18 protein-coding genes are annotated in these 23,706 nt (G+C 63.3%); 9 read left to right on the plus strand and 9 right to left on the minus strand.

What is annotated here, in order from left to right; genetic code table 11:
• Positions 1-154: 154 nt before the first annotated feature.
• A complete protein-coding gene (locus HU720_RS12815; protein ID WP_186520298.1) occupies positions 155-1,024 on the minus strand; it encodes an oxaloacetate decarboxylase in 870 nt (289 codons plus the stop codon).
• A gap of 379 nt (positions 1,025-1,403) precedes the next feature.
• On the opposite strand from HU720_RS12815, the gene HU720_RS12820 reads away from it, so the two are divergent.
• Positions 1,404-2,855, plus strand: coding sequence for a DHA2 family efflux MFS transporter permease subunit (locus HU720_RS12820; protein ID WP_186520299.1), 1,452 nt, complete (start codon positions 1,404-1,406; stop codon positions 2,853-2,855).
• An 84-nt stretch (positions 2,856-2,939) separates the two neighbouring features.
• On the opposite strand, the gene HU720_RS12825 is transcribed toward HU720_RS12820, so the two are convergent.
• Positions 2,940-3,572, minus strand: coding sequence for a TetR family transcriptional regulator (locus HU720_RS12825; RefSeq protein ID WP_186520300.1), 633 nt, complete (start codon positions 3,570-3,572; stop codon positions 2,940-2,942).
• A gap of 250 nt (positions 3,573-3,822) precedes the next feature.
• Between HU720_RS12825 and ttgA the strand changes: the two genes are divergently transcribed.
• From ttgA to HU720_RS12855, 6 genes are all read left to right on the plus strand, one after another.
• Entirely contained in the window at positions 3,823-4,977 is a 1,155-nt protein-coding gene (ttgA, locus tag HU720_RS12830) for a toluene efflux RND transporter periplasmic adaptor subunit TtgA (protein WP_186520301.1), read from the plus strand.
• 3 nt (positions 4,978-4,980) lie between these two features.
• A complete protein-coding gene (ttgB, locus tag HU720_RS12835; RefSeq protein ID WP_186520302.1) occupies positions 4,981-8,133 on the plus strand; it encodes a multidrug efflux RND transporter permease subunit TtgB in 3,153 nt (1,050 codons plus the stop codon).
• Positions 8,130-9,572 (plus strand): AdeC/AdeK/OprM family multidrug efflux complex outer membrane factor, encoded by a 1,443-nt coding sequence (gene adeC, locus HU720_RS12840; protein WP_186520303.1) that lies wholly within the window; start codon positions 8,130-8,132, stop codon positions 9,570-9,572. The genes ttgB and adeC overlap by 4 nt, the downstream gene beginning before the upstream one ends.
• 335 nt (positions 9,573-9,907) lie before the next feature.
• Entirely contained in the window at positions 9,908-11,161 is a 1,254-nt protein-coding gene (locus HU720_RS12845; RefSeq protein ID WP_186520304.1) for an OprD family porin, read from the plus strand.
• 216 nt (positions 11,162-11,377) lie between these two features.
• Entirely contained in the window at positions 11,378-12,301 is a 924-nt protein-coding gene (locus HU720_RS12850; protein WP_186520305.1) for a LysR family transcriptional regulator, read from the plus strand.
• 93 nt (positions 12,302-12,394) lie between these two features.
• Positions 12,395-12,916 carry an Mpo1-like protein gene (locus tag HU720_RS12855; protein ID WP_186520306.1) on the plus strand — a complete coding sequence of 174 codons (522 nt, stop codon included), beginning with the start codon at positions 12,395-12,397 and terminating at the stop codon, positions 12,914-12,916.
• 235 nt (positions 12,917-13,151) lie between these two features.
• Here the strand turns inward: HU720_RS12855 and pcaC are convergent, their stop codons facing one another.
• The 7 genes from pcaC to pcaR all read right to left on the minus strand — a co-directional run bounded on the left by pcaC (position 13,152) and on the right by pcaR (position 21,094).
• A complete protein-coding gene (pcaC, locus tag HU720_RS12860) occupies positions 13,152-13,544 on the minus strand; it encodes a 4-carboxymuconolactone decarboxylase (protein ID WP_186520307.1) in 393 nt (130 codons plus the stop codon).
• Positions 13,545-13,554: 10 nt separating this feature from the next.
• Entirely contained in the window at positions 13,555-14,346 is a 792-nt protein-coding gene (pcaD, locus tag HU720_RS12865) for a 3-oxoadipate enol-lactonase (RefSeq protein ID WP_186520308.1), read from the minus strand.
• A 12-nt stretch (positions 14,347-14,358) separates the two neighbouring features.
• Entirely contained in the window at positions 14,359-15,711 is a 1,353-nt protein-coding gene (locus HU720_RS12870; RefSeq protein WP_186520309.1) for a 3-carboxy-cis,cis-muconate cycloisomerase, read from the minus strand.
• 9 nt (positions 15,712-15,720) lie between these two features.
• On the minus strand, positions 15,721-17,010 hold the full coding sequence (locus HU720_RS12875) for an MFS family transporter (RefSeq protein ID WP_186520310.1): 1,290 nt from the start codon (positions 17,008-17,010) through the stop codon (positions 15,721-15,723).
• A gap of 109 nt (positions 17,011-17,119) precedes the next feature.
• Complete coding sequence (gene pcaF, locus HU720_RS12880) at positions 17,120-18,325, minus strand: 3-oxoadipyl-CoA thiolase (protein WP_186520329.1); 1,206 nt, start codon at positions 18,323-18,325, stop codon at positions 17,120-17,122.
• Positions 18,326-18,582: 257 nt separating this feature from the next.
• Positions 18,583-19,929 (minus strand): MFS transporter, encoded by a 1,347-nt coding sequence (locus HU720_RS12885; RefSeq protein WP_186520311.1) that lies wholly within the window; start codon positions 19,927-19,929, stop codon positions 18,583-18,585.
• Positions 19,930-20,224: 295 nt separating this feature from the next.
• Positions 20,225-21,094, minus strand: coding sequence for a pca regulon transcriptional regulator PcaR (gene pcaR / locus HU720_RS12890; protein WP_186520312.1), 870 nt, complete (start codon positions 21,092-21,094; stop codon positions 20,225-20,227).
• 515 nt (positions 21,095-21,609) lie between these two features.
• On the opposite strand from pcaR, the gene HU720_RS12895 reads away from it, so the two are divergent.
• Together HU720_RS12895 and HU720_RS12900 are read left to right on the plus strand one after the other, a co-directional pair.
• The gene (locus HU720_RS12895) at positions 21,610-21,810 is read left to right on the plus strand and encodes a hypothetical protein (RefSeq protein ID WP_186520313.1); all 201 of its coding nucleotides are present in this window, start codon (positions 21,610-21,612) and stop codon (positions 21,808-21,810) included.
• 314 nt (positions 21,811-22,124) lie between these two features.
• Positions 22,125-23,597, plus strand: coding sequence for an inorganic phosphate transporter (locus tag HU720_RS12900; protein WP_186520314.1), 1,473 nt, complete (start codon positions 22,125-22,127; stop codon positions 23,595-23,597).
• Positions 23,598-23,706 lie beyond the last annotated feature (109 nt).

Below are 23,706 nucleotides of genomic sequence, written 5' to 3' on the forward strand. Positions count from 1 at the left end.
CCCTTTCGCGACACGAGGCCGCTCCTACAGACATCGCGCACCGCCCCAACACCAGGCCTGGCCCAGATTCCTGTGGGAGCTGGCGACGGCCTGCGATGAGGCCCGAGCGGGGGCTACCGAGAACGGCACAGCCACCCAGGGTCAGGTGAGGCGCTTACTCCTCGACGCTCATGTATTCCTTGGCCCAGCGGATGTAGTCCTCAGGCTGGGTATAGGTGTGCGAAAGCTCGGTAGCGCTGAGGTTTTCCGACTTGTTCTGCTGGCCGCGCTGCAGGCGCAGGCAGTCGTAGGTGGCTTTGATCGCTGCAAAGTAAGCGGCGTGGCCGTCGACCACGATACGCACGCCAAGCCGCGCCAAGCGCTCGTCGTCGCGCAGGTTCGGGTTGCCGTAGGTCACCAGCATCAGCGGCACGGTCAGGTGCTCGGCGATCTGTTCGAGGTGATCGAAGTCCTTCACACCCACCATGCAGATACCATCAGCCCCGGCCTTCTGGTAGCTCTGCGTGCGCACGATGATTTCTTCGGTGGTGAGCACGCCTGCGTTGGTCCGGGCAATAATGGCCAGCGAAGCGTCAACCCGCGCCTCCAGGGCTGCACGGATCTTGCCCACGCCTTCGTCCACCGAAATCAGGTCAGTGGATTTGCGCCCGAACTGGGCCGGCAGCAAGGTATCTTCGATGGTCAGCGCCGCAACGCCTGCGCGCTCCAGTTCAACCACCGTGCGCATCACGTTCAGGGCATTGCCGTAACCGTGATCGGCATCGGCGAGTACCGGCAACTGCGCGACGCGGCCGATGCGGGTGGCCTGCTCGACGAACTCGCTCAGGGTAATCAGGGCAAAGTCCGGAGCGGCCAGCACCTGCAACGAGGCGACCGAGCCGCCGAGGATGCCAACTTCAAAACCCAGGTCGGCGGCGATGCGCGCGGACATGGGGTCAAACACCGACGCGGTGTGATAGCACGAACCTGACGCAAGCAGCTCGCGGAAGGCAAAACGCAGATCTTGGTGGGAAGCCTTGGGCATGATCACTCCGCTTGTAATAAGAAATGTTGAACGGCTGACAACCGACCCCTGTACCGGGTCTACCTGACTGTTCCAACCGTCGCCATCAGGGCGGTCATGCTCGACATGCAGGCAGAGGAATAGAAGGTGTGGACTTACTGCAACGCGAAACCCTGCGACAAATGGTTGCACCAAGTCGGTGCAGCCCGCGGATTTCAGCCTCTGCGGCCCTCGCACGATATCATGCTGCCATGCAGGTAATGACCAATGCGCTAATGCCGATCTTGCATAGGGGATGCACGTACTACATAGGTAGCTACCTAAGTCAGGGTACAATCGGCGCATTACAAACTGACTGATCGCGCCAACAAGCCCGCGATTGCAACCGTGAAGGTATGCCGTGACTGCCGCCCTGCCCCCCAACGCCTTGCGCAGTGTATTGACCGCCCTGATGCTGGCGATCTTCCTTGGCGCCCTCGACCAGACCATCGTTGCCGTGTCGATGCCAGCCATTTCCGCCCAGTTCAACGATGTCGGGCTGCTGGCCTGGGTCATCTCCGGCTATATGGTGGCCATGACCATCGCCGTGCCGATCTACGGCAAGCTCGGCGACCTGTATGGCCGCCGGCGCATGATCCTGACCGGCACCGCGCTGTTCACCCTGGCCTCCATCGGCTGCGCCCTGGCCCAGGACATGCCGCAACTGGTACTGGCGCGGGTGCTGCAAGGCATAGGTGCAGGCGGCATGGTCTCGGTCAGCCAGGCGATCATCGGCGACTTCGTGCCGCCCCGCGAGCGGGGCCGCTACCAAGGCTATTTCAGCAGCATGTATGCCTTGGCCAGCGTAGCTGGGCCGGTGCTGGGCGGCTGGCTGACCGAGTACCTGTCGTGGCGCTGGGTGTTCTGGATCAACCTGCCGCTCGGCGTGGTGGCGCTGTGGGTGATCCACCGCGCCCTGGCGGGCATCCCGGTCAAACACCGCCAGGCGCAGGTGGATTATACCGGCGCGGTGTTGATGATCATCGGCCTGGGCAGCTTGCTGCTGGGCATCACCTTGGTCGGCCAAGGCCATGCCTGGCTGTCGCAGCCGGTGCTGGCACTGATGGGCGCGGCGCTGCTCGGACTGCTGGTGTTCATCGCCCATGAGCGGCGCTGCCGCGAGCCGTTGCTGCCGATGAGCCTGTTCGGCAACCGCGTGGCAGTGCTGTGCTGGGGGGTGATTTTCTTTGCCAGCTTCCAGTCCATTTCGCTGACCATGCTGATGCCGCTGCGCTACCAGAGCATCACCGGTGCCGGCGCCGACGCGGCGGCGTTGCACCTGCTGCCACTGGCCATGGGCCTGCCGCTGGGCGCGTTCACCGGCGGGCGCATGACCAGCCGCACCGGGCGCTACAAACCGCAGATTCTGGCCGGCGCCGTGCTGATGCCCATGGCGATTGCTGCCATGGCCATGACGCCGCCGCAGTCGGCGCTGCTCAGCGGTTTGTTCATGTTGTTGGCGGGGGTTGCCTGCGGGCTGCAGTTTCCGACCTCGCTGGTGGGCACCCAGAGCGCGGTCGAAGCGAAGGATATTGGTGTGGCGACCAGCACCACCAACCTGTTCCGCTCACTGGGCGGGGCGATGGGCGTGGCGTGCATGTCCAGCCTGTTGCTGGGGCTGCTGCACAGCGGCGGCCTGGACGTGATTGGCAACCCATTGCTGGGTAGCCTCAAGGCCGGGCAGGCAGACCTGCTGACCCAGGGCCGCTTGCTGGAGACCTTCCGCCATCTGCTGCTGGGCAGCGCCGGGGTTGCCCTGCTGGGCCTGCTGGCGGCGCTGGCGCTGCCGGATAAACAACTACGCGGGCACTGAAGCCGCCCGCCAACCGGTAAAGACGGGCTTAATCTTGCGTTAACGCACCAAGGGCAACACTTGCTCACAAACCTTCACAAAGTGCTATTTGCGTAGTGCCGGGCTCAAGCGCAGCATATCCAGCCCGGCGTCGACCCACTTTTCAGCATCGCGCAGCAGTTCGAAGCTGTCCGGCAGCAGCAGCCAGCGCCCGATCAACCCGTCGATATAGGCAAACATCGCAACGGCCGCGCGGTCGCAATCAAGGTCGGCCGGCAGCTGTTCGCGGCGTACCGAATTTTTCATCGCCAAGGCTATGCCTTCATGGCAGTCGAGCACGGCACTCTGGCGCTGCAGGCGAATCTCACACATGTCATCGGTGAACTCGCACTTATGGTGCAGGATTTCATTGATCCGCCGGGTCCGGGCGTTGAGTACCAGGTCGCTGAACACTTGCAGCAGCAGCTTGCGCATACAGCCAAGCGGGTCCAGTTCGTCTTCGCTTTCACTGGCGCGCGCCAAGTGGTCATGGGTTTCGTGCAGGCTGTCGAGCAGCGCCTGCACCAAGTCCGCCTTGTTGCTGAAATGCCAGTAGATGGCGCCGCGGGTCACCCCGGCCAGCTCGGCAATGTCGGTGAGAGTGGTGCGCGCAACCCCGCGCTTGTAAAACGCCTTCTCCGCCGCCTCGATAATCTGGGCGCGGGTTTCCTGGGCTTCTTCTTTGGTTCGACGGACCATGGCAGCACAACCTCATCATGCCCTGCGCAGTTGGCAGGCGGAATTCAACCCGGGGCTGCCTCTTCAGGGCGTCCGCCGGTAACAATTATTTACCACCTGACCGCTAGAAAGGGCCGGTTGGTAGTATTTACAAACAACCATGAATGTAAGTATATTCCTTAGCAAGCTATTAATCCAACTGATAGCATTTTTCTGACAGAACACTTCATCTATTCTTGAGCTCCCCCGCTCCTGCGACCCGAGGATCCTCATGCAACTCAAGCCAGCTGTTACCGCTCTGGTTTCCGCCATCGCCCTGGCCACACTGCTCAGCGGCTGTAAGAAAGAAGAGGCGCCGCCCGCGGCGCAGGCTCCTCAGGTCGGCGTCGTCACCCTGCAACCCCAAGCCTTCACCCTTACCTCGGAACTGCCGGGGCGTACTACCGCCTTCCGCGTGGCCGAGGTTCGCCCGCAGGTCAACGGCATCATTCTCAAGCGCCTGTTCAAGGAAGGCAGCGAAGTGAAGGAAGGGCAGCAGCTCTACCAGATCGACCCTGCCGTCTACGAGGCAACCCTGGCCAACGCCCAGGCCAACCTGCAAGCCACCCGCTCGCTGGCCGAACGCTACAAGCAGTTGATCGATGAGCAAGCCGTTTCCAAACAGGAATACGACGACGCCAACGCCAAACGATTGCAGGCCGAGGCTTCGCTCAAGAGCGCGCAGATCGACCTGCGCTACACCAAGGTGCTGGCCCCGATCAGTGGCCGTATCGGCCGCTCCGCCTTTACCGAAGGTGCCTTGGTGAGCAATGGCCAGACCAACGCCATGGCTACCATCCAGCAACTCGACCCGATCTACGTCGACGTGACCCAGTCCACCGCCGAGCTGCTTAAGCTGCGCCGTGACCTGGAAAGCGGCCAATTGCAGAAGGCCGGCGAAAACGCCGCCCAGGTGCAACTGGTGCTCGAAGACGGCAGCCTGTTCAAGCAACAGGGCCGCCTGGAGTTCTCTGAAGTTGCCGTCGACGAAACCACCGGTTCCGTGACCCTGCGTGCGATCTTCCCGAACCCCGAGCACACCTTGCTGCCAGGCATGTTCGTCCACGCGCGGCTCAAAGCTGGGGTCAACGCCAACGCCATCCTGGCCCCGCAACAAGGTGTGACCCGCGACCTCAAAGGCGCGCCTACCGCCCTGGTGGTCGGCCCGGACAACAAGGTCGAACTGCGTCAGCTCAAGGCCAGCCGTACCCTGGGCACAGATTGGCTGATCGAAGACGGCCTCAAGGCCGGCGACCGCCTTATCACCGAAGGCCTGCAATACGTGCGCCCAGGTGTCGAGGTCAAGGTCAGCGAAGCCACCAACGTCAAGAAGCCGGGCAGCCCTGATCAGGCGGGCGCCGCGAAAGCCGACGCCAAAGCGGAGTAAACCATGTCGAAGTTCTTTATTGATCGCCCGATCTTCGCCTGGGTGATCGCCTTGGTGATCATGCTGGTCGGGGCGCTGTCGATCCTGAAGTTGCCGATCAACCAGTACCCCAGCATTGCGCCGCCGGCCATCGCCATCGCCGTATCCTACCCGGGCGCCTCGGCGCAGACCGTGCAGGACACCGTGGTGCAGGTCATCGAGCAGCAGCTCAACGGTATCGACAACCTGCGTTATGTATCGTCCGAGAGCAACTCCGACGGCAGCATGACCATCACCGCCACCTTCGAGCAGGGCACCAACCCTGATACCGCGCAGGTGCAGGTGCAGAACAAGCTGAACCTGGCCACCCCGCTGCTGCCGCAAGAAGTGCAGCAGCAAGGCATCCGGGTCACCAAGGCGGTTAAAAACTTCCTGATGGTGATCGGCCTGGTGTCCGAAGACGGCAGCATGACCAAGGACGACCTGGCCAACTACATCGTCTCCAACATGCAGGACTCGATCTCGCGTACGGCCGGTGTCGGTGACTTCCAGGTGTTCGGTGCCCAGTACGCCATGCGTATCTGGCTGGATCCGGCCAAGCTGAACAAGTTCCAGCTCACCCCGGTCGACGTCAAGACCGCCGTGGCCGCGCAGAACGTGCAGGTGTCGTCCGGCCAGCTCGGCGGTTTGCCGGCCATGCCTGGCACCCAGCTCAACGCCACGATCATCGGCAAGACCCGCCTGCAAACTGCCGAGCAGTTCCAGAACATCCTGCTCAAGGTCAACAAGGATGGCTCGCAGGTGCGCCTGCGTGATGTCGCCGACGTTGCCCTGGGTGGTGAAAACTACTCGGTCAGCGCTCAGTTCAACGGCAAGCCCGCCTCGGGCCTGGCGGTAAAACTGGCCACCGGCGCCAACGCCCTGGACACCGCCAAGGCGCTGCGCACCACCATCAGCGACCTCGAACCGTTCTTCCCGCCAGGGGTGAAAGCGGTATTCCCGTATGACACCACGCCGGTTGTCACCGAATCGATCAGCGGGGTCATCCACACCCTGATCGAGGCCGTGGTGCTGGTGTTCCTGGTGATGTACCTGTTCCTGCAGAACTTCCGCGCCACCGTCATCACCACCATGACCGTACCTGTGGTATTGCTGGGTACCTTCGGCATCCTGGCGGCCGCAGGCTTCAGTATCAACACCCTGACCATGTTCGCCATGGTGCTGGCCATCGGTCTGTTGGTGGACGATGCCATCGTCGTGGTGGAGAACGTCGAGCGGGTAATGTCCGAGGAGGGGCTGCCACCCAAGGAGGCCACCAAGCGCTCCATGGCCCAGATCCAGGGCGCCCTGGTGGGTATTGCCCTGGTGCTGTCGGCGGTACTGCTGCCAATGGCGTTCTTCGGCGGCTCCACCGGCGTGATCTACCGCCAGTTCTCGATCACCATCGTCTCGGCCATGGGCCTGTCGGTGCTGGTGGCACTGGTGTTCACCCCGGCCCTGTGCGCAACCATGCTCAAGCCTGTGAAGAAGGGCGAGCACCATGTCGCCAAGCGTGGTTTCTTCGGCTGGTTCAACCGCAGCTTCGACAAGACCGTGGTCGGCTACGAGCGCAGCGTCGGGACTATCCTGCGCAACAAGGCGCCGTTCCTGCTGGCCTATGCGCTTATCGTGGTAGGCATGATCTGGCTGTTCATGCGCATCCCGACCGCGTTCCTGCCCGAAGAAGACCAAGGCGTACTGTTCGCCCAGGTGCAGACCCCGGCAGGCTCCAGTGCCGAACGCACCCAGGTCGTGGTCGACCAGATGCGTGAATACCTGCTCAAGGATGAAGCCGACACCGTGTCGTCGGTGTTTACCGTCAACGGCTTCAACTTCGCAGGCCGTGGGCAGAGCTCGGGCATGGCGTTCATCATGCTCAAGCCGTGGGGCGAGCGCTCCAAGGAAAACAGCGTGTTCGGCCTGGCCCAACGCGCCCAGCAGCACTTCTTCACCTTCCGTGACGCCATGGTGTTCGCCTTCGCGCCACCTGCGGTCCTGGAGCTGGGTAACGCCAGTGGCTTCGACGTGTTCCTGCAGGACCGCGGCGGTGTCGGCCACGAAAAACTGATGGAAGCGCGCAACCAGTTCCTCGGCCTTGCAGCGCAGAGCAAGATCCTCGCCGGTGTGCGCCCGAACGGCCTGAACGATGAGCCGCAGTACCAGCTGACCATTGATGACGAACGTGCCAGCGCTCTGGGCGTGACCATTTCCGACATCAACAACACCCTGTCGATTGCCCTGGGTGCCAGCTACGTCAACGACTTCATCGACCGTGGTCGGGTCAAGAAGGTCTACATCCAGGGTGAAGCCAATTCGCGGATGAGCCCGGAAGACCTGCAGAAGTGGTACGTGCGCAACAGCGCTGGCGAAATGGTGCCGTTCTCCTCCTTCGCCAAAGGTGAATGGAGCTACGGCTCGCCGAAGCTTTCGCGCTACAACGGCGTTGAGGCGATGGAAATTCTCGGTGCCCCGGCCCCTGGCTACAGCACCGGTGAAGCCATGGCCGAAGTCGAGCGCATCGCCGGCGAACTACCGGACGGCATCGGCTTCTCCTGGACCGGCATGTCCTACGAGGAAAAACTCTCCGGCTCGCAAATGCCGGCGCTGTTCGCCCTCTCGATCCTGTTCGTGTTCCTGTGCCTGGCGGCGCTGTACGAAAGCTGGTCGATCCCGATCGCCGTGGTGCTGGTAGTACCGCTGGGTATCATCGGTGCGCTGATTGCAGCCAGCATGCGCGGGCTGTCCAACGACGTGTACTTCCTGGTCGGCCTGTTGACCACCATCGGCCTTGCGGCGAAAAACGCCATCCTGATCGTCGAGTTCGCCAAGGAATTGCACGAGCAGGGCCGCAGCCTGTATGACGCCGCCATCGAGGCCTGCCGCATGCGTCTGCGCCCGATCATCATGACCTCGCTGGCGTTCATCCTCGGCGTGGTACCGTTGACCATCGCCAGCGGCGCCGGCGCCGGTAGCCAGCATGCCATCGGTACCGGTGTGATCGGCGGCATGATCAGTGCAACCGTGCTGGCCATCTTCTGGGTACCACTGTTCTTCGTCGCCGTGTCGTCGCTGTTCGGCAGCAAAAAGCCAGAACCGGACGCCACTCCTCAAACCCCACGTATCGAGGCTGGGCAATGACCAAGTCTTTGTTGTCCCTGGCGGTCACCGCCTTCATTCTCGGCGGCTGCTCGCTGATCCCCGACTACCAGACGCCGGAAGCGCCGGTGGCTGCGCAGTGGCCGCAAGGCCCTGCGTACTCGCCGACCGAGAGCGCCAACGTGGCCGCCGCCGAGCAAGGCTGGCGCCAGTTCTTCCACGACCCGGCGCTGCAGCAGTTGATCCAGGCGTCGCTGGAAAACAACCGCGACCTGCGCGTTGCCGCGTTGAACATCGACGCCTACCGCGCCCAGTACCGCATCCAGCGCGCCGACCTGTTCCCTGCAGTTTCGGCCACCGGCAGCGGCAGCCGTCAGCGGGTTCCGGCGGACCTTTCGCAAACCGGTGAAGCCAACATCACCAGCCAGTACTCGGCCACGCTCGGCGTCAGCGCCTACGAGCTGGACCTGTTTGGCCGTGTGCGCAGCCTGTCGCAACAGGCGCTGGAAACCTACCTGTCCAGCGAGCAGGCGCGCCGCTCCACGCAGATCAGCCTGGTGGCCAGCGTTGCCAACGCCTACTACACCTGGCAGGCCGACCAGGCCCTGCTGAAGCTGACCGAAGACACGCTGAAAACCTACGAAGAGAGCTACAACCTGACCCGCCGCAGCAATGAGGTGGGGGTAGCCTCGGCGCTGGACCTGAGCCAGGCGCGCACCGCCGTCGAAGGCGCGCGGGTCAAGCATGCGCAGTATCAGCGCCTGGTCGCCCAGGACCTGAACAGCCTGACCGTGCTGGTTGGTACCGGCGTTGGCAACCTGCCAGCCCCGCTTAAGCTTGATGCCGACCAACTGGCCGAAGTGCCGGCTGGCTTGCCGTCCGACGTGCTGCAGCGGCGCCCTGACATCCAGGAAGCCGAGCACCTGCTCAAGGCGGCCAATGCCAACATCGGCGCGGCGCGTGCGGCGTTCTTCCCAAGCATCAGCCTGACCGCCAATGCCGGTACCCTGAGCCCGGACATGGGTGGGCTGTTCAAGGGCGGCTCCGGCACCTGGCTGTTCCAGCCGCAGATCAACCTGCCGATTTTCAACGCCGGTAGCCTGAAGGCCAGCCTGGATTACTCGAAAATCCAGAAAGACATCAACGTTGCCCGGTACGAAAAAACCATCCAGACGGCCTTCCAGGAAGTCGCCGATGGCCTGGCCGCGCGCAAGACGTTCGAAGAGCAGTTGCAGGCCCAGCGTGACCTGGTGGCCGCCAACCAGGACTACTACCGCCTGGCCGAGCGCCGCTACCGCATCGGTATCGACAGCAACCTGACCTTCCTCGACGCCCAGCGCAACCTGTTCAGCGCCCAGCAGTCGCTGATCAGCGACCGGCTGTCGCAGCTGGTCAGCGAGGTCAACCTGTACAAGGCCCTCGGCGGCGGCTGGTACGAGCAGACCCAGCAGCAGGCTTCGGTGCAAGCACCACGAGGCTGACCGTAGCCGGCAACATCGAGCCCACCCTTGCGGTGGGCTTTTTTGTGGTAGCCGCATCGCGGGGCAAGCCCGCTCCCACGCCCCGGGGACGCCGAGATAAGCGCGTGGGAGCGGACTTGCCCCGCGATAGCCTGCACACGGCCCCCCCAAACTAACCACCGCGAACATTTCGTTCGATAATCGCCCCGTTCCGCTTGCGACGAATTGCCTCGCCCTGCCCTCGCCACGCACCATCGCTCACGCAACGTTGCACAAGCTCTCAACAAGATGCCCAGCCCGCGGCCCGCACCCGCAGCGCCGAGGCTCACCCAATAAAAACAAGAGATCCACGACAGATGAGCACTTTGCCCCCTGCACGCCAGCTGCTGCCCGGCCTGTTGGCCATGTCCTGCGCCCTGCCCGCCTTCGCCGCAGAAAGCGGTTTTTTCGAAGACGCCAAGGCCACCCTCAACCTGCGCAATTTCTACATCAACCGCAACTTCGTCGACCCAGCCAACGCCCAGGGCAAAGCCGAAGAGTGGACCCAGAGCTTCATCCTCGACGCCCGTTCAGGCTTCACCCAGGGCACCGTCGGCTTCGGCGTGGATGTGCTCGGGCTGTACTCGGTCAAGCTCGATGGCGGCAAAGGCACGGCAAATACCAACCTGCTCCCGGTGCATGATGACGGGCGCCCCGCCGATGACTTCGGGCGCCTGGGCGTGGCATTCAAGGCGCGCCTGTCGCAGAGCGAACTGAAAGTCGGCGAGTGGATGCCGGTGCTGCCGATCCTGCGCTCGGATGATGGCCGCTCGTTGCCGCAGACCTTCCGCGGCGGCCAGGTAACCTCCAAGGAAATCGACGGGCTGACCGTTTACGCCGGCCAGTTCCGCGGCAACAGCCCGCGCAACGACGCCAGCATGGAAGACATGTTCATGCAGGGCCGCCCTGCTGCCACTTCCGACCGTTTCAACTTCGCAGGCGGCGAATACACCTTCAACGACAAGCGTACCCTGGTCGGCCTGTGGGATGCGCAGCTCAAGGACATCTACCGCCAGCAGTACCTAAACGTGGTCCACAGCCAGCCTCTGGGTGACTGGACCTTGGGCGCCAACCTGGGTTACTTCATCGGCAAGGAAGACGGCAGCGAACGCGCAGGCGAACTGGACAACCGCACCGCATCGGCATTGCTGTCGGCGCGCTACAAAGGCCACACGTTCTATGCAGGGTTGCAGAAGGTCAGTGGCGATGACGGCTGGATGCGCGTCAACGGCACCAGCGGCGGCACCCTGGCCAACGACAGCTACAACGCCAGTTTCGAAAGTGCCAAGGAGCGCTCCTGGCAGCTTCGTCACGACTTCAACTTCGCAAGCGTCGGTGTGCCGGGGCTGACCCTGATGAACCGCTACATCAAGGGCGACAACGTGCACACCGCCACCGTCGACGATGGCAAGGAATGGGCCCGGGAAAGCGAACTTGCCTACGTCATCCAGTCCGGCACCTTCAAGGACCTGTCGCTGAAGTGGCGCAACTCGACCATGCGCCGGGACTTCAGCACCAATTCGTTCGATGAAAACCGGGTCATTGTGAGCTACCCGCTAAGCCTGTTGTGATACCCCCTGCTCCCACGCAATGGACTGCCCCCAAAAAGTTGCACACCCACCCAATTTCTTGGGGGCAGCCCACAACGTGGGAGCGGGCTTGCCCCGCGATAGGGTCAGCAGCCCTCCTAAAGAACCAAAAGACCTATACAAATCAAATAACATTCTTTGACGCTATAAGTAACAAAAGCTAAAACCGAGCCCTGATCCCCGCACCAGAGCCCGAGCATGGACCTCCGCCAACTGCGCTATTTCATCGCCCTCACCGAGTACCGCAGTTTTGTCCGAGGCGCCGAAGCCATGGGCATTACCCAACCCGCCTTCAGCCGCGCCATCCAGAACCTGGAAAACACCCTCGGCTGCACCTTGATCGAACGCGGCAACAAGGCCCTGCCGCCGACCCCGGAAGGGCACATGGTGCTGCAGCACGCCCGCCGGCTGGTGCAAGGCGCAGCGCAACTGAACAACGATGTGCTGCAGATGACCAAGCTAGATGCCGGCGAACTGCGTTTCGGCTGCGGCCCGGCGCTGGCCGTACACCTGGTGCCCGACGCGCTACAGCACCTGCTGACCAGCCACCCCGGCATCCACAGCGAATTGCTGGTGGACAACGCCGAGCGCCTCGGCCAGGCGCTGCGCCGCGAGCAGATCGAGTTTTTCGTCGACGATGTACGCCCATTCGAGGCCGACCCCAACTTCCACACCGCGCAGTTGAAACCGCGCCCTGGCCTGTTCTTCTGCCGTAGCGGGCACCCACTGCTGGCCAAGGACAGCCTGTCGACCAATGACCTGTTCCGCTACCCACTGGCCTGTGCGCAGCTTGCGCCCGGCGTGCGCAAGCGCCTGGCCAACCTCAGCGGGCGCAACGACTTCACCCCGCACCTGCAAACCGAGCACCTGGCGGTGCTGCGCAGTGTGGTGCTGGCCAGCGATGCGATTGGCACGGCCAGTGAAGAAGCGGTGGCCGCTGACCTTGCCACCGGGCGCCTGGTGCGGCTGCACTGGCGCAACCTGCCCCCGGCGCTGGACGTGCTGAGCGTGCGCTGCGGCGTGGTCAGCCGCAGCGGTTACCGGCTATCGCCAGCAGCGCGGGCGATGATCGAAACCCTGATGGCGCTGGATGCCTCGCCCAAAGTTGCCGCCATTCGCTGAACTGATGATGGTGGTGATGGCGGGCTATGCTCAGCTATATCGAGTGATGGGGTGGCGGTGCAGGCCACACAACGCCAGCAGGGAGGAACAACAATGAAAACCCTCGTCGAACACCTGAGCCAGTACGCGGGCTATCACCGCGACCCGCGCAACATCGCCACGCATTTTGTCGGGATTCCGCTGATCGTGCTGGCGGTGGCCATCCTGCTGTCACGGCCGGGGTGGGAGGTGGCGGGTGTCTGGCTGTCACCGGCGCTGTTGCTGGCCGGCGCCTCGGTGTGGTTCTACCTGCGCCTGGACCTGCGCTTCGGGCTGCTGATGGCGTTGCTGCTCGGGCTGTGCCTGTGGGCCGGGCAAGCGCTGGCGGTGCAGGCCACCGGCCTGTGGTTGAGCGCCGGGCTGGGGGCGTTCGTGGTGGGCTGGATCATCCAGTTCGTGGGGCACTGGTATGAAGGGCGCAAGCCGGCATTCGTCGACGATGTCAGCGGGCTGATCATCGGGCCGCTGTTCGTGGTGGCAGAGCTGGCCTTCATGGCCGGGCTATGTAGCGAGTTGAAGCGGGCCGTGGAGGCCAAAGCGGGGCCTGTGGCGCTGCGGCACAAAGCAGTGGTGTGATGGGTGGGCCTGTCCTGGCCCCATCGCAGGCTATCGCCAGCTCCCACGCAGGTCCTGCTCAACCACAACATTGCTGGTCGGCCCCAAACCTGTGGGAAATGATTGACAGTTGTGGCGAGCGGGCTTGCCCCGCGTTGGGCTGCGCAGCAGCCCCGAAAACCCAAGGGTAATCCTCAGGGCTGCTGCGCAGCCCAACGCGGGGCAAGCCCGCTCGCCACAAGGAAACTCGCCACACTTACTGGCGCGACTCAACCCCAAGCTCATCCCACACCGACTCCGCCAGGTGGAACGTGGCATTGGCCGCCGGAATGCCGCAATAGATCGCGCTCTGCATCAGCACTTCCTTGATCTCCTCACGGGTCACGCCATTGCTGGCCGCCGCGCGCAGGTGCAGCCTGAGCTCATCAGTGCGGTTCATGCCAATCAACATGGCGATGGTGATCAGGCTGCGGGTATGCCGGGGCAACCCCGGGCGCGTCCAGATATCACCCCAGGCGTGGCGGGTGATCATCTCCTGGAACTCGCCATTGAAGTCGTTGAGCTTCTCCAGGCTGCGGTCTACGTGGGCGTCGCCCAGCACCGCGCGGCGTACCTGCATGCCGGCTTCGTAACGTTGTTTCTCATCCATGGCGAACTCCTTAGCGGGCCAGCAGAAAATCGAGAACACGCGCGGTGAAGGCGTTGCCCATCTCGACATTGGAAAGATGCGCCGCCGGGAACTCGGCATAGGTGGCACCGACGATGCCCGCCTGCATGAAACGGCCATGTTCCGGGGTGGTCACCAGGTCTGCGCTACCGGCAACGATCAACGTCGGCACCTGGATACGCCCCAGTTGCTCACGGAAATCGGCATCACGCACCGCCGCGCAATTGGCGGCATAGCCCTCGGGGCTGGTCTGCGCCAGCATCTGGCAAATGCGCTGGGTTTCGGCCGGCTGCTGGTCGACGAAGGCCGGGGTGAACCAACGGGCAATGGCGCCGTCGCGCAGGCCTTGCATGGCCTGCTGGCCGCCGCTGAGCACCGTTTCGATGCGCGGGTTCCACACCTCGTCGCTGCCAATCTTCGCCGCCGTGTTGCACAGCGTCAGGCTGTGCAGGCGCTGGCCGGCATTGATGCCCAACCACTGGCCAATCAGCCCGCCCATCGACAACCCGACAAAATGCACGTGCTGGATGCCCAACGCATCCAGCAGCGCCAGCACATCACCGCCCAGTTGCTCGATGGTGTACGGTCCTTGCGTGACCTGCGAGCCGCCGTGGCCACGGGTGTCGTAACGCAGCACACGAAAGCGCTCGCTCCACGCCGGGATCTGCGCGTCCCACATGGCAAGGTCGGTGCCCAATGAGTTGGACAACACCAGCACCGGAGCATCGGCCGGGCCATCGAGTTGGTAGTTCAGTACGCCATCGGCCAGTTGCACATGCGCCACAGCGGTCTCCTTTCAGGGAATGAAACGTTGATGTTCGGCCACCGCCCGCGCCACCCACACGCGGGCCTGGCCGAGGTAATGAGCAGGGTCGAGCAGGCGGTCGAGTTCTTCGTCGCCAAGTTCGGCACTGACTTGCGGCTCGTCGCCAAGCACGGCACGCAGGTGGCGCCCCTCGGCGACGGCGCGCTGGCAGCACTGTTCGAGCAGATGGTGGGCACGGTCGCGGCCAAGGCGCTGGGCCAGCACGATGCTGACTGCCTCAGCCAGCACCAGGCCCTGGGTCAGGTCGAGGTTACGGCGCATGCGTGCGGCGTCCACTTCCATGCCCTCGGCAATCTGCTGCGCATGGTGCAAGGCGCCGGACACCAGGCAGCAGATTTCTGGCAGGGTTTCCCACTCGGCGTGCCACAGGCCCAGGCTGCGTTCGTGCTCCTGGGGCATGGCGGCGAACAGCGTCGCCACCAGCCCCGGCACGCGGGTCGCAGCGCCGATCAGCACCGCAGCGCCGACCGGGTTGCGCTTGTGCGGCATGGTCGACGAACCGCCCTTGCCCGGCGCCGATGGCTCGAACAGCTCGGCGGCCTCGGTCTGCATCAGCAGGCTGATATCACGGCCGAACTTGCCCAGGCTGCCGGCGATCATGCCCAGCACCGAGGCAAACTCCACCAGCCGGTCGCGCTGGGTATGCCACGGCTGCTCCGGCAGGTTCAGTTGCAGCTGCCCGGCAAGCGCCTCGGCCACCGGCAGCGCCTTGCTGCCCAGCGCCGCAAGGCTGCCGGATGCGCCGCCGAACTGCAGCACCAGCAGGCGCGGGCGCAAGGCCTTGAGCCGTTCGCGATGACGCGTCAGCGCCCCCAGTACCCCAGCCAGCTTCATGCCCAGGGTCACGGGGGTGGCGTGCTGCAGCCAGGTGCGCCCGACTAGTGGCGTGTCGGCGTGTTGCAGCGCCTGGCGGGCCAGGGTGTCGGCCAGCTTGGCCAGCGCCGCGTCGATCAGCCCGAGGGCGTCACGCAGTTGCAGCACCAGCCCGGTGTCCATCGCATCCTGGCTGGTGGCGCCAAGATGCACGTAGCGTTCGGCTTCGGGCACGCCGCTGGCAATCACCTTGCCCAACGCCTTGACCAGCGGAATGGCCGAGTTGCCAGCCGTGGCGATGGCCTCGGCCAAGGCCCGCACATCGTAGCGCTCGGCCTTGCAGGCGGCCTCGATTGCCACCACCGCCGCGTGCGGCACAAGGCCCGCAGCCGCTTCGGCACGGGCCAGGGCGGCCTCGAAGTCGAGCATGCCCTGCAGCCGGCCACGGTCGCAGAACACCTCGCGCATGGCAGGCGCGGTGAAGTAGGCGTCGAACAGTTGATTGCTCATGCAACGTCCTTAGTGATCATCGTGCAGATACTTCGCTTGCTTGGGCAGGCGCAGGCTGAACAGGAAAGCGATCGCCATCATGGCGGTCACATACCAGTAGAACGTGTTTTCCATGCCCAGGCTCTTCAAGCCCAGGGCGACATACTCGGCCGAGCCGCCAAACAGCGCGTTGGCCACCGCATAGGCCAGCCCTACCCCCAACGCGCGCACCTGCGGCGGGAACATCTCGGCCTTCACCAGGCCGCTGATGGAGGTGTAGAAACTGACGATGCACAGCGCCAGGGTCACCAGCACGAAGGCCAGGAACGGGCTGGTGACGGTTTTCAGCGCCATCAGCAGCGGTACGGTAAACAGCGTACCCAGGCCACCGAACAGCAGCATCGAGTTGCGCCGGCCAATACGGTCGGACAGCATGCCGAACACCGGCTGCAGGATCATGAACAGGAACAGCGCACCCGTCATCACGAAACTGGCGCTCTTGGCGTGCATGCCAGCGGTGTTCACCAGGTATTTCTGCATGTAGGTAGTGAAGGTGTAGAAGATCAGCGAGCCACCGGCGGTGTAACCGAGCACAGTGATGAACGCACCGGTGTGGTAGCGGAACAGCCCTTTGACGCTGCCGGCGTCTTTGTCCTGGCGTGTTTCGGCGCTGCTGGTTTCGTGCAGCGAGCGGCGCAGCATCAGCGAGATCAACGCCGCGATGGCGCCGACCACGAACGGGATGCGCCAGCCCCAGGCACGCAGTTCCTCTTCGCTGAGCAACTGCTGCAGGATCACCACCACCAACACCGCCAGCAACTGGCCACCAATCAGCGTGACGTACTGGAACGAGGCATAGAAACCGCGCTGGCTGCGCAACGCCACTTCACTCATGTAGGTGGCCGTGGTGCCGTACTCACCGCCCACCGACAGGCCCTGGATCAGCCGCGCCAGCAACAGCAGCGCCGGCGCCCAGGTGCCGATGCTGGCGTAGGTGGGCAGGCAGGCGATCATCAACGAGCCTGCGCACATCATCAGCACCGAGATCATCAGCGAATTCTTGCGCCCGCGGCGATCCGCCAGGCGGCCGAAGATCCAGCCGCCGATGGGGCGCATCAGAAAGCCTGCGGCAAATACACCGGCGGTGTTGAGCAACTGCACCGTGGGGTCATCGGAGGGGAAGAACGCCGGGGCAAAATAGATGGCGCAGAAGGCATAGACGTAGAAGTCGAACCATTCCACCAAGTTGCCCGACGAGGCGCCGACGATGGCGAAGATCCGCTTGCTGCGCTCTTCACCGGTGTAATAGTTGGAGGTCATGGCGGGTGTGCTCCTGGAGGGGTTACAGGTAATTCTAGACATACCCCGTAACACACTCGTTCCACTGCAAGCCCGCCCACACAACCTGGCGTGGGCGGGCCCGTGTTGCTCAGACGCGCTCGATCGCCAACGCCAGCCCTTGGCCGACACCGACACACATGGTCGCCAGGCCTTTGCGCCCGCCGCTTTTCTCAAGCTGATGCAGCGCAGTGAGTACCAAGCGCGCACCGCTCATGCCCAGTGGGTGGCCAAGCGCAATCGCCCCGCCGTTGGGGTTCACCTGCGGCGCATCATCGGCCACACCCAACTCGCGCAGTACCGCAAGGCCTTGGCTGGCAAAGGCTTCGTTCAGCTCGATGACATCAAAATCACTCACTGCCACACCCAGGCGCTCGGTCAGCTTGCGTACCGCAGGCACCGGGCCGATGCCCATGACCCGTGGCGCAACACCGCCGCTGGCCATGCCAAGCACTCGGGCGCGTGGGGTCAGGCCGTGCTTTTTAACCGCCTCTGCCGACGCCAGGATAAGCGCCGCAGCGCCATCGTTGACCCCGGAGGCATTGCCTGCGGTGACGGTTTTGTCCGGGCCGTTGACGGCCTTGAGCCGGGTTAGCGCCTCAAGGGTGGTGTCCGGGCGCAGGTGCTCGTCCTGCTCGACCACGGTTTCGCCCTTTTTGTGAGCAATGCGCACCGGCACGATCTCTTCGGCGAAGAAGCCCGCCGCCTGCGCGGCAGCCGCTTTTTGCTGGCTGCGCAGGGCGAAGGCGTCCTGGTCAGCGCGCGAGACCTGGTAATCGTCGGCGACGTTGTCGGCGGTTTCCGGCATTGAATCGACGCCGTACTGCGCCTTCATCAGCGGGTTGATGAAACGCCAGCCGATGGTGGTGTCTTCAAGCTTCATGTTGCGCGAATAGCCGCTCTCGGCCTTGCCCATCACGAACGGGGCGCGCGACATCGACTCGACACCGCCGGCGATGGCCAGCTCCATTTCACCGCTGGCGATGGCGCGGAAGGCCGTGCCGATGGCGTCCATACCCGAGGCGCACAGGCGGTTGAGGGTAACGCCCGGCACGCTTTCAGGCAGCCCGGCCAGCAGCAGCGCCATGCGCGCCACGTTGCGGTTGTCTTCGCCGGCCTGGTTGGCACAGCCGAAGAACACTTCGTCCAGGTGCTGCCACTGCACGCCCGGGTTGCGCTCGATCAGCGCCTTCAGCGGCACTGCGGCCAGGTCGTCGGCACGCACACTCGCCAATGCGCCGCCAAAACGGCCGATGGGGGTACGGATGGCATCACAGATAAATACGTCACGCATCAGGCTTCTCCTGCCACTTGCCCGTGGGCGGTACGGGTTTCAACGCCCAGAATAGGTAGGCTTACAGGTCACTGGCAATCCGATAATCGAACTCTCGTTCGATTACCGAACAACTTGTTTCTCCAACCTCTGCACCTGAAAGGGCCAATCGCAGGCTGTCGCCAGCTCCCACAGTGGCGGTGTGTACTGCGATATAAGAGGTCTGACTTGAACTCTGTGGGAGCTGGCGACAGCCTGCGATGAGGCCCCAACAGGCAAACTCAGGTCGCGTCGGCGTGGCTCACCAGCCCTTTGATCACCACCGCAACGGCCGCCAGCGCCGCGGGCACCAGCAATGCCGTCAGTACCTGTTCGAAGTTCCAGCCCAGGCCAAGCAGTGTCGCCCCGCTCCAGGCGCCGAGAATCGCGCCGAAGCGGCCGATGCCGAGCATCCACGACACACCGGTGGCGCGGCCTTGGGTTGGGTAGAAGCGCGCTGCAAGCGACGGCATCGCCGATTGCGCGCCGTTGACGCACATGCCCGCCACCAGTACCAAGGTGGCCAGAAGGGTGATGTTGCCCAGGCTCTGGCCCACTGCGTAGGCAAAAATACCCGCCAGCAGGTAGAACGTGCCGATCACTTTGTGTGGGTTGAAGCGGTCCATCGCCCAGCCGACGAACACCGCGCTGAGCACGCCGCCGAACTGGAACAACGCGCCGATGAACGCGGCCTGCTCCATGCTCGCGCCACTGTCGCGCATCAGCGTCGGCAGCCAGCTGGTCAGCAGATAAACGATCACCAAGCCCATGAAGTAGGTCAGCCACAGCAACACGGTACCCACGCCGTAGGTGCCCGAGAAAATCACCGCGAAGACGTTGCGGGCGGCCACGGCCTTTTGTTCCGGCACGCTGAAGCTGGCGGCCTGGGCTACTACGTCCGGCGCAATCGGGGCCAGGGTTTTACGCACCCTGTCAGTGCCGCGGTTGCGCACCACCAGAAAACGCGCCGACTCCGGCAGCCATACGAATAGCACCAGCGCCAGCAGCAGCGGCAGCACGCCACCAATCACCAGCAGGCTGTGCCAGCCATAGGCCGGGATCAACTTGGCAGAGATGAAGCCGCCACCGGCCATGCCAAGGTTGAAGCCGCAAAACATGCTGGTTACCAGCAGCGACTTGAGGCGCTCCGGTGTGTACTCGGACAGCAGCGTGGTGGCGTTGGGCATGCCGGCGCCAAGGCCCAGGCCGGTCAGAAAGCGCAGCACCAGCAGTTGGTCGACGTTGGTGGCGTAAGCCGAGGCCAGGCTGAAGCCGCCAAACACCAGCACCGCCCCGATCAACACGCCGCGGCGCCCGAAGCGATCAGCCAGCGGCCCGGAACCGAGGGCACCGAATACCATGCCGATCAACGCTGCACTCATCACCGGGCCAAGGCTTGCACGGTCGATGCCCCATTCCTGCGACAGCGCCGGGGCGATGAAGCCCATGGCGGCGGTGTCCAGGCCATCAAGGAAGACAATCAGAAAGCACAGGATCACCACCCGCCACTGGAACCGCGACAGGGGCTGGTCATTGATGAACGACTGGACGTCAAGGCAGTTGCCGACAGTGGATTGTAGTTTGTTCATTGTTGTTATCCGGATTCAAGGCGCAGACAGGCTACTGCGTACGGCTCAGGTGCAGGAGCTGGAAAAATCGGAAGGTGCGGCTGGCGTCAGCCGGGAAGGTGCAACAAGGAAGGCGATGTCATGGGAAGTGCCCTGTGTTTTTATTGTCCGGTCGGCGCAGCCGACTTGTGTGACAGACATTAATCAGCAGGCGTTGGCGGCGCAATTCACCGCGCACGACACTGTGCGTTTATCGAACAGAAAGCAGTCGCTAAACGTTTGTGGGGTGCCGGGCCGCCTGGCGGCCCGTACCCGATCAGCCGAACAACTGGTGGCAAAGGTCTCGGCTCGAGGCCAGCAGAATGGGCAAAAAGCGCTGCTCAAGCTCGCCGCGGCTGACCCGGCCCACATGGGTACTGACGTTCAGCGCCGCCAGCACCTGGCCTGAAGCGTCATAGATAGGCACGGCAATCGAGCGCAGGCCTTGCTCCAGTTCCTGGTCTACCACGCACCAGCCTTGCTCGCGCACCTGCTGAATGCAGGCAAACAACGAGTCGTGGTCATGCAGGGTGCGGCTGGTACGCGGCTTGAGGTCGGCGCGGTCCAGGTACTCGTGCAGGCTGGCGTCGTCCAGGGCCGCCAACAGGATGCGGCCCATGGAGGTGCAGTAGGCCGGCAAGCGGCCCCCTACCGAGAGGTCGACCGAGATCAGCCGCTCCACCGTGGCCGAGCGCGCTATATAAAGAATGTCGTCGCCTTCGAGGGTGGCCATGTTCGCCGCTTCGTGCAACTGGTCACTGATGCGGTCCAGGTAAGGCTGCGCCGATACCGCCAACGGGGTAGACGACAGATAGGCGTGGCCCAGGGTCAGCACCTTGGGCAGCAATGAATAGGTACGCCCGTCGGTGGTGGCGTAGCCCAGCTTGATCAGCGTATGCAGGCAACGACGCACGGCTGCCCGAGGGATCTCGGTGCGGTGGCTGACCTGGGCGATGGTCAGGTGGCGCTTGCGTTCCTGGAAGGCCTGGATGACCGCCAGGCCACGGGCCAGCGAGGTCATGAAATCCGGGTCGCCGGTCAACGCCTGGATGCGCTTGGCGGGTGAAGCCACGATCGGTGGCGCCAACGCCGGGCTGCTGGCCCGTGGCGGCTCCTGCTCGGCTGGGCTGCTGGTTTCTTCGTTCATGGGCATGCCTCAAAAAAAACGGTCGCTTGTGCGATTATCGAACGAACGGGCGATAATCGCAATTGACCGCCGACACTTTTGCTTATACCTTTTGCCCTGCCACATGTGGCTTCTTGGAGAGACTGGTCAGGTACCCACCGTAGAAGTCCTAGGCAACGGCCTCGCCCAACCGCGAGGCCGTTTTCATTTGTATAACCCACTATTGAAACTTCTGACGCCTCGGGTTTGAACTTGTGCACCGCCGCGAGGATCAATCCACTATCGGCCAATTACAACGTTGTAGTCTGATAACGCCGCCCGTGGCCTTCGACGAGTGCGTTGCTATAATCGGCCCCGTTGTACTGCCCTCGATAATCAATCGGATCCAATCTAGTTTATCGTCCTCTGCAAATCCGCAGCGCTCATGGGCCTGTGCGTACTTGTCGAGGCTGGTAAACAGGCCCTGGCGTTGCATTCACACAATGACGGTGTGCATTAATGCCAGCCCTTAACTTCAACCAGTTCAGGTACCAACTGTGACGAAAGAAGAACTGCGCGCAGAACTCGAGCGCCAGGCCGAACGTTACAAGGATGTTTACGGTGGCGAAGTCACCACCTATGCCGCGCAACCCGAGCCGGAGCGCAAACCCTGGCGCAAGCGAGCCACTGTTCATGACCAGGCGTTCGCCCAGGAACTGGACAAGATGGAAAAGGAACTGCGCCACGAAGGCGACTAAGCACCTCGCCACTACCGCGCCATCCCCCTTAAGGGGTCGTGGCGCGCAGCGATCGTTACTCAACGCTCGCGGATGAAATGGAATTACACAAATTTCATACGGCCGTTTGAACAGAGCAATTCCCGGCATTTACTGCGCAATTTCTTGAAATTTCTAGATTTTCAGGACTTTTCAGCGCTTTTTCAGGACTTCGCCGCCTGCCTTCCCCCACCCTGTTCAGCGTTTCCTGCTGCCCATCAGTCTGCGGCAGGTGCATCGATTGCCGTGGTTTTCTGGCATAATCCGCCCCCCCTAAGACCGCCAGAAAACCCTTCATGATCGATTTATTCAGCGGACTGGATGCCTGGGTTGTCGTGAGCCTGATGCTCGCCCTGACCTTCGTGCTCGCATTCGAGTTCATCAATGGCTTTCATGACACCGCCAACGCGGTAGCCACTGTCATCTATACCAAAGCCATGCCGCCACACCTGGCCGTGTTCTTCTCCGGTGTGTTCAACTTCCTCGGGGTTCTGCTCGGCGGCGTCGGGGTGGCCTACGCCATCGTCCACCTGCTGCCGGTGGAGCTGCTGATCAACGTGAACACCGGGCACGGCCTGGCCATGGTTTTCTCGCTGCTGGCCGCGGCCATCACCTGGAACCTGGGTACCTGGTACTTCGGCATCCCGGCGTCCAGTTCGCACACGCTGATCGGCTCGATCCTCGGCGTTGGCCTGGCCAATGCCATGATCAACGACATCCCGTTGGGTGATGGCGTCAACTGGCAGAAGGCGATCGACATCGCCATGTCGCTGGTGGTCTCGCCAATGGCCGGCTTCGCCGTCGCCGCCCTGGTGCTGCTGGGCCTCAAATGGTGGCGCCCGCTGTCGAAGATGCACAAAACCCCCGAGCAGCGCCGCAAGCTCGACGACAAGAAGCACCCACCGTTCTGGAACCGCCTGGTACTGGTGGTTTCGGCCATGGGCGTGAGCTTCGTGCACGGCTCCAACGACGGCCAGAAGGGCATTGGCCTGATCATGCTGGTGCTGATCGGTATCGTCCCGGCCAAGTTCGTCCTGGACCTGAACAGCACCACGTACCAGATCGAGCGCACCCGCGACGCCACCCTGCACATGAGCCAGTTCTACCAGCGCAACGCCGCCACCCTTGGCGAGTTCCTGGCACTGGGCAAGGCCAAGTCCAACGACCTGCCGGAGCAGTTCAGCTGCAACCCGCAGCAGACCGAGCCGACCATCGCTGCCCTGCAGAGCTCGCTCAATGGCGTGACCGACTACCGCGACCTGAGCGCCGACAAGCGCGTCGAAGTGCGTCGCTACCTGCTGTGCCTGGACGACACCGCGAAAAAGGTCGGCAAGCTGCCAGGCCTTGAAGCCCGCGAGAAGTCCGACCTCGACAAGCTGCGCAAAGACCTCACCGCCACCACCGAATACGCCCCGTTCTGGGTCATCGTGGCCGTTGCCCTGGCCTTGGGCCTGGGCACCATGGTGGGCTGGAAGCGTGTGGTGCTGACCGTTGGCGAGAAAATCGGCAAGCAAGGCATGACCTATGCCCAGGGCATGTCGGCGCAGATCACTGCAGCTTGCGCCATCGGCATGGCCAACGTGTTCAGCCTGCCGGTATCGACTACCCACGTGTTGTCGTCGGGTGTTGCCGGCACCATGGTCGCTAACAAGAGCGGCCTGCAAGGCGGCACGGTGAAAACCATCCTGCTGGCCTGGGTGCTGACCCTGCCGACCTCGATGGGCCTGGCCGCTGGTCTGTTCTGGCTGGCGTCCAAGGCTATCGGCTAAGGGCTGTTGCCGGATTGAAAAAGGCGCCTGTTTCAGGGCGCCTTTTTTGTGCCTGCCGTTCGGGCCTCATCGCAGGCTATCGCCAGCTCCCACAGGAATATGTAGTCAT

The organism is Pseudomonas sp. SWRI51 (assembly GCF_014268825.1).
Lineage (GTDB): Bacteria > Pseudomonadota > Gammaproteobacteria > Pseudomonadales > Pseudomonadaceae > Aquipseudomonas > Aquipseudomonas farsensis.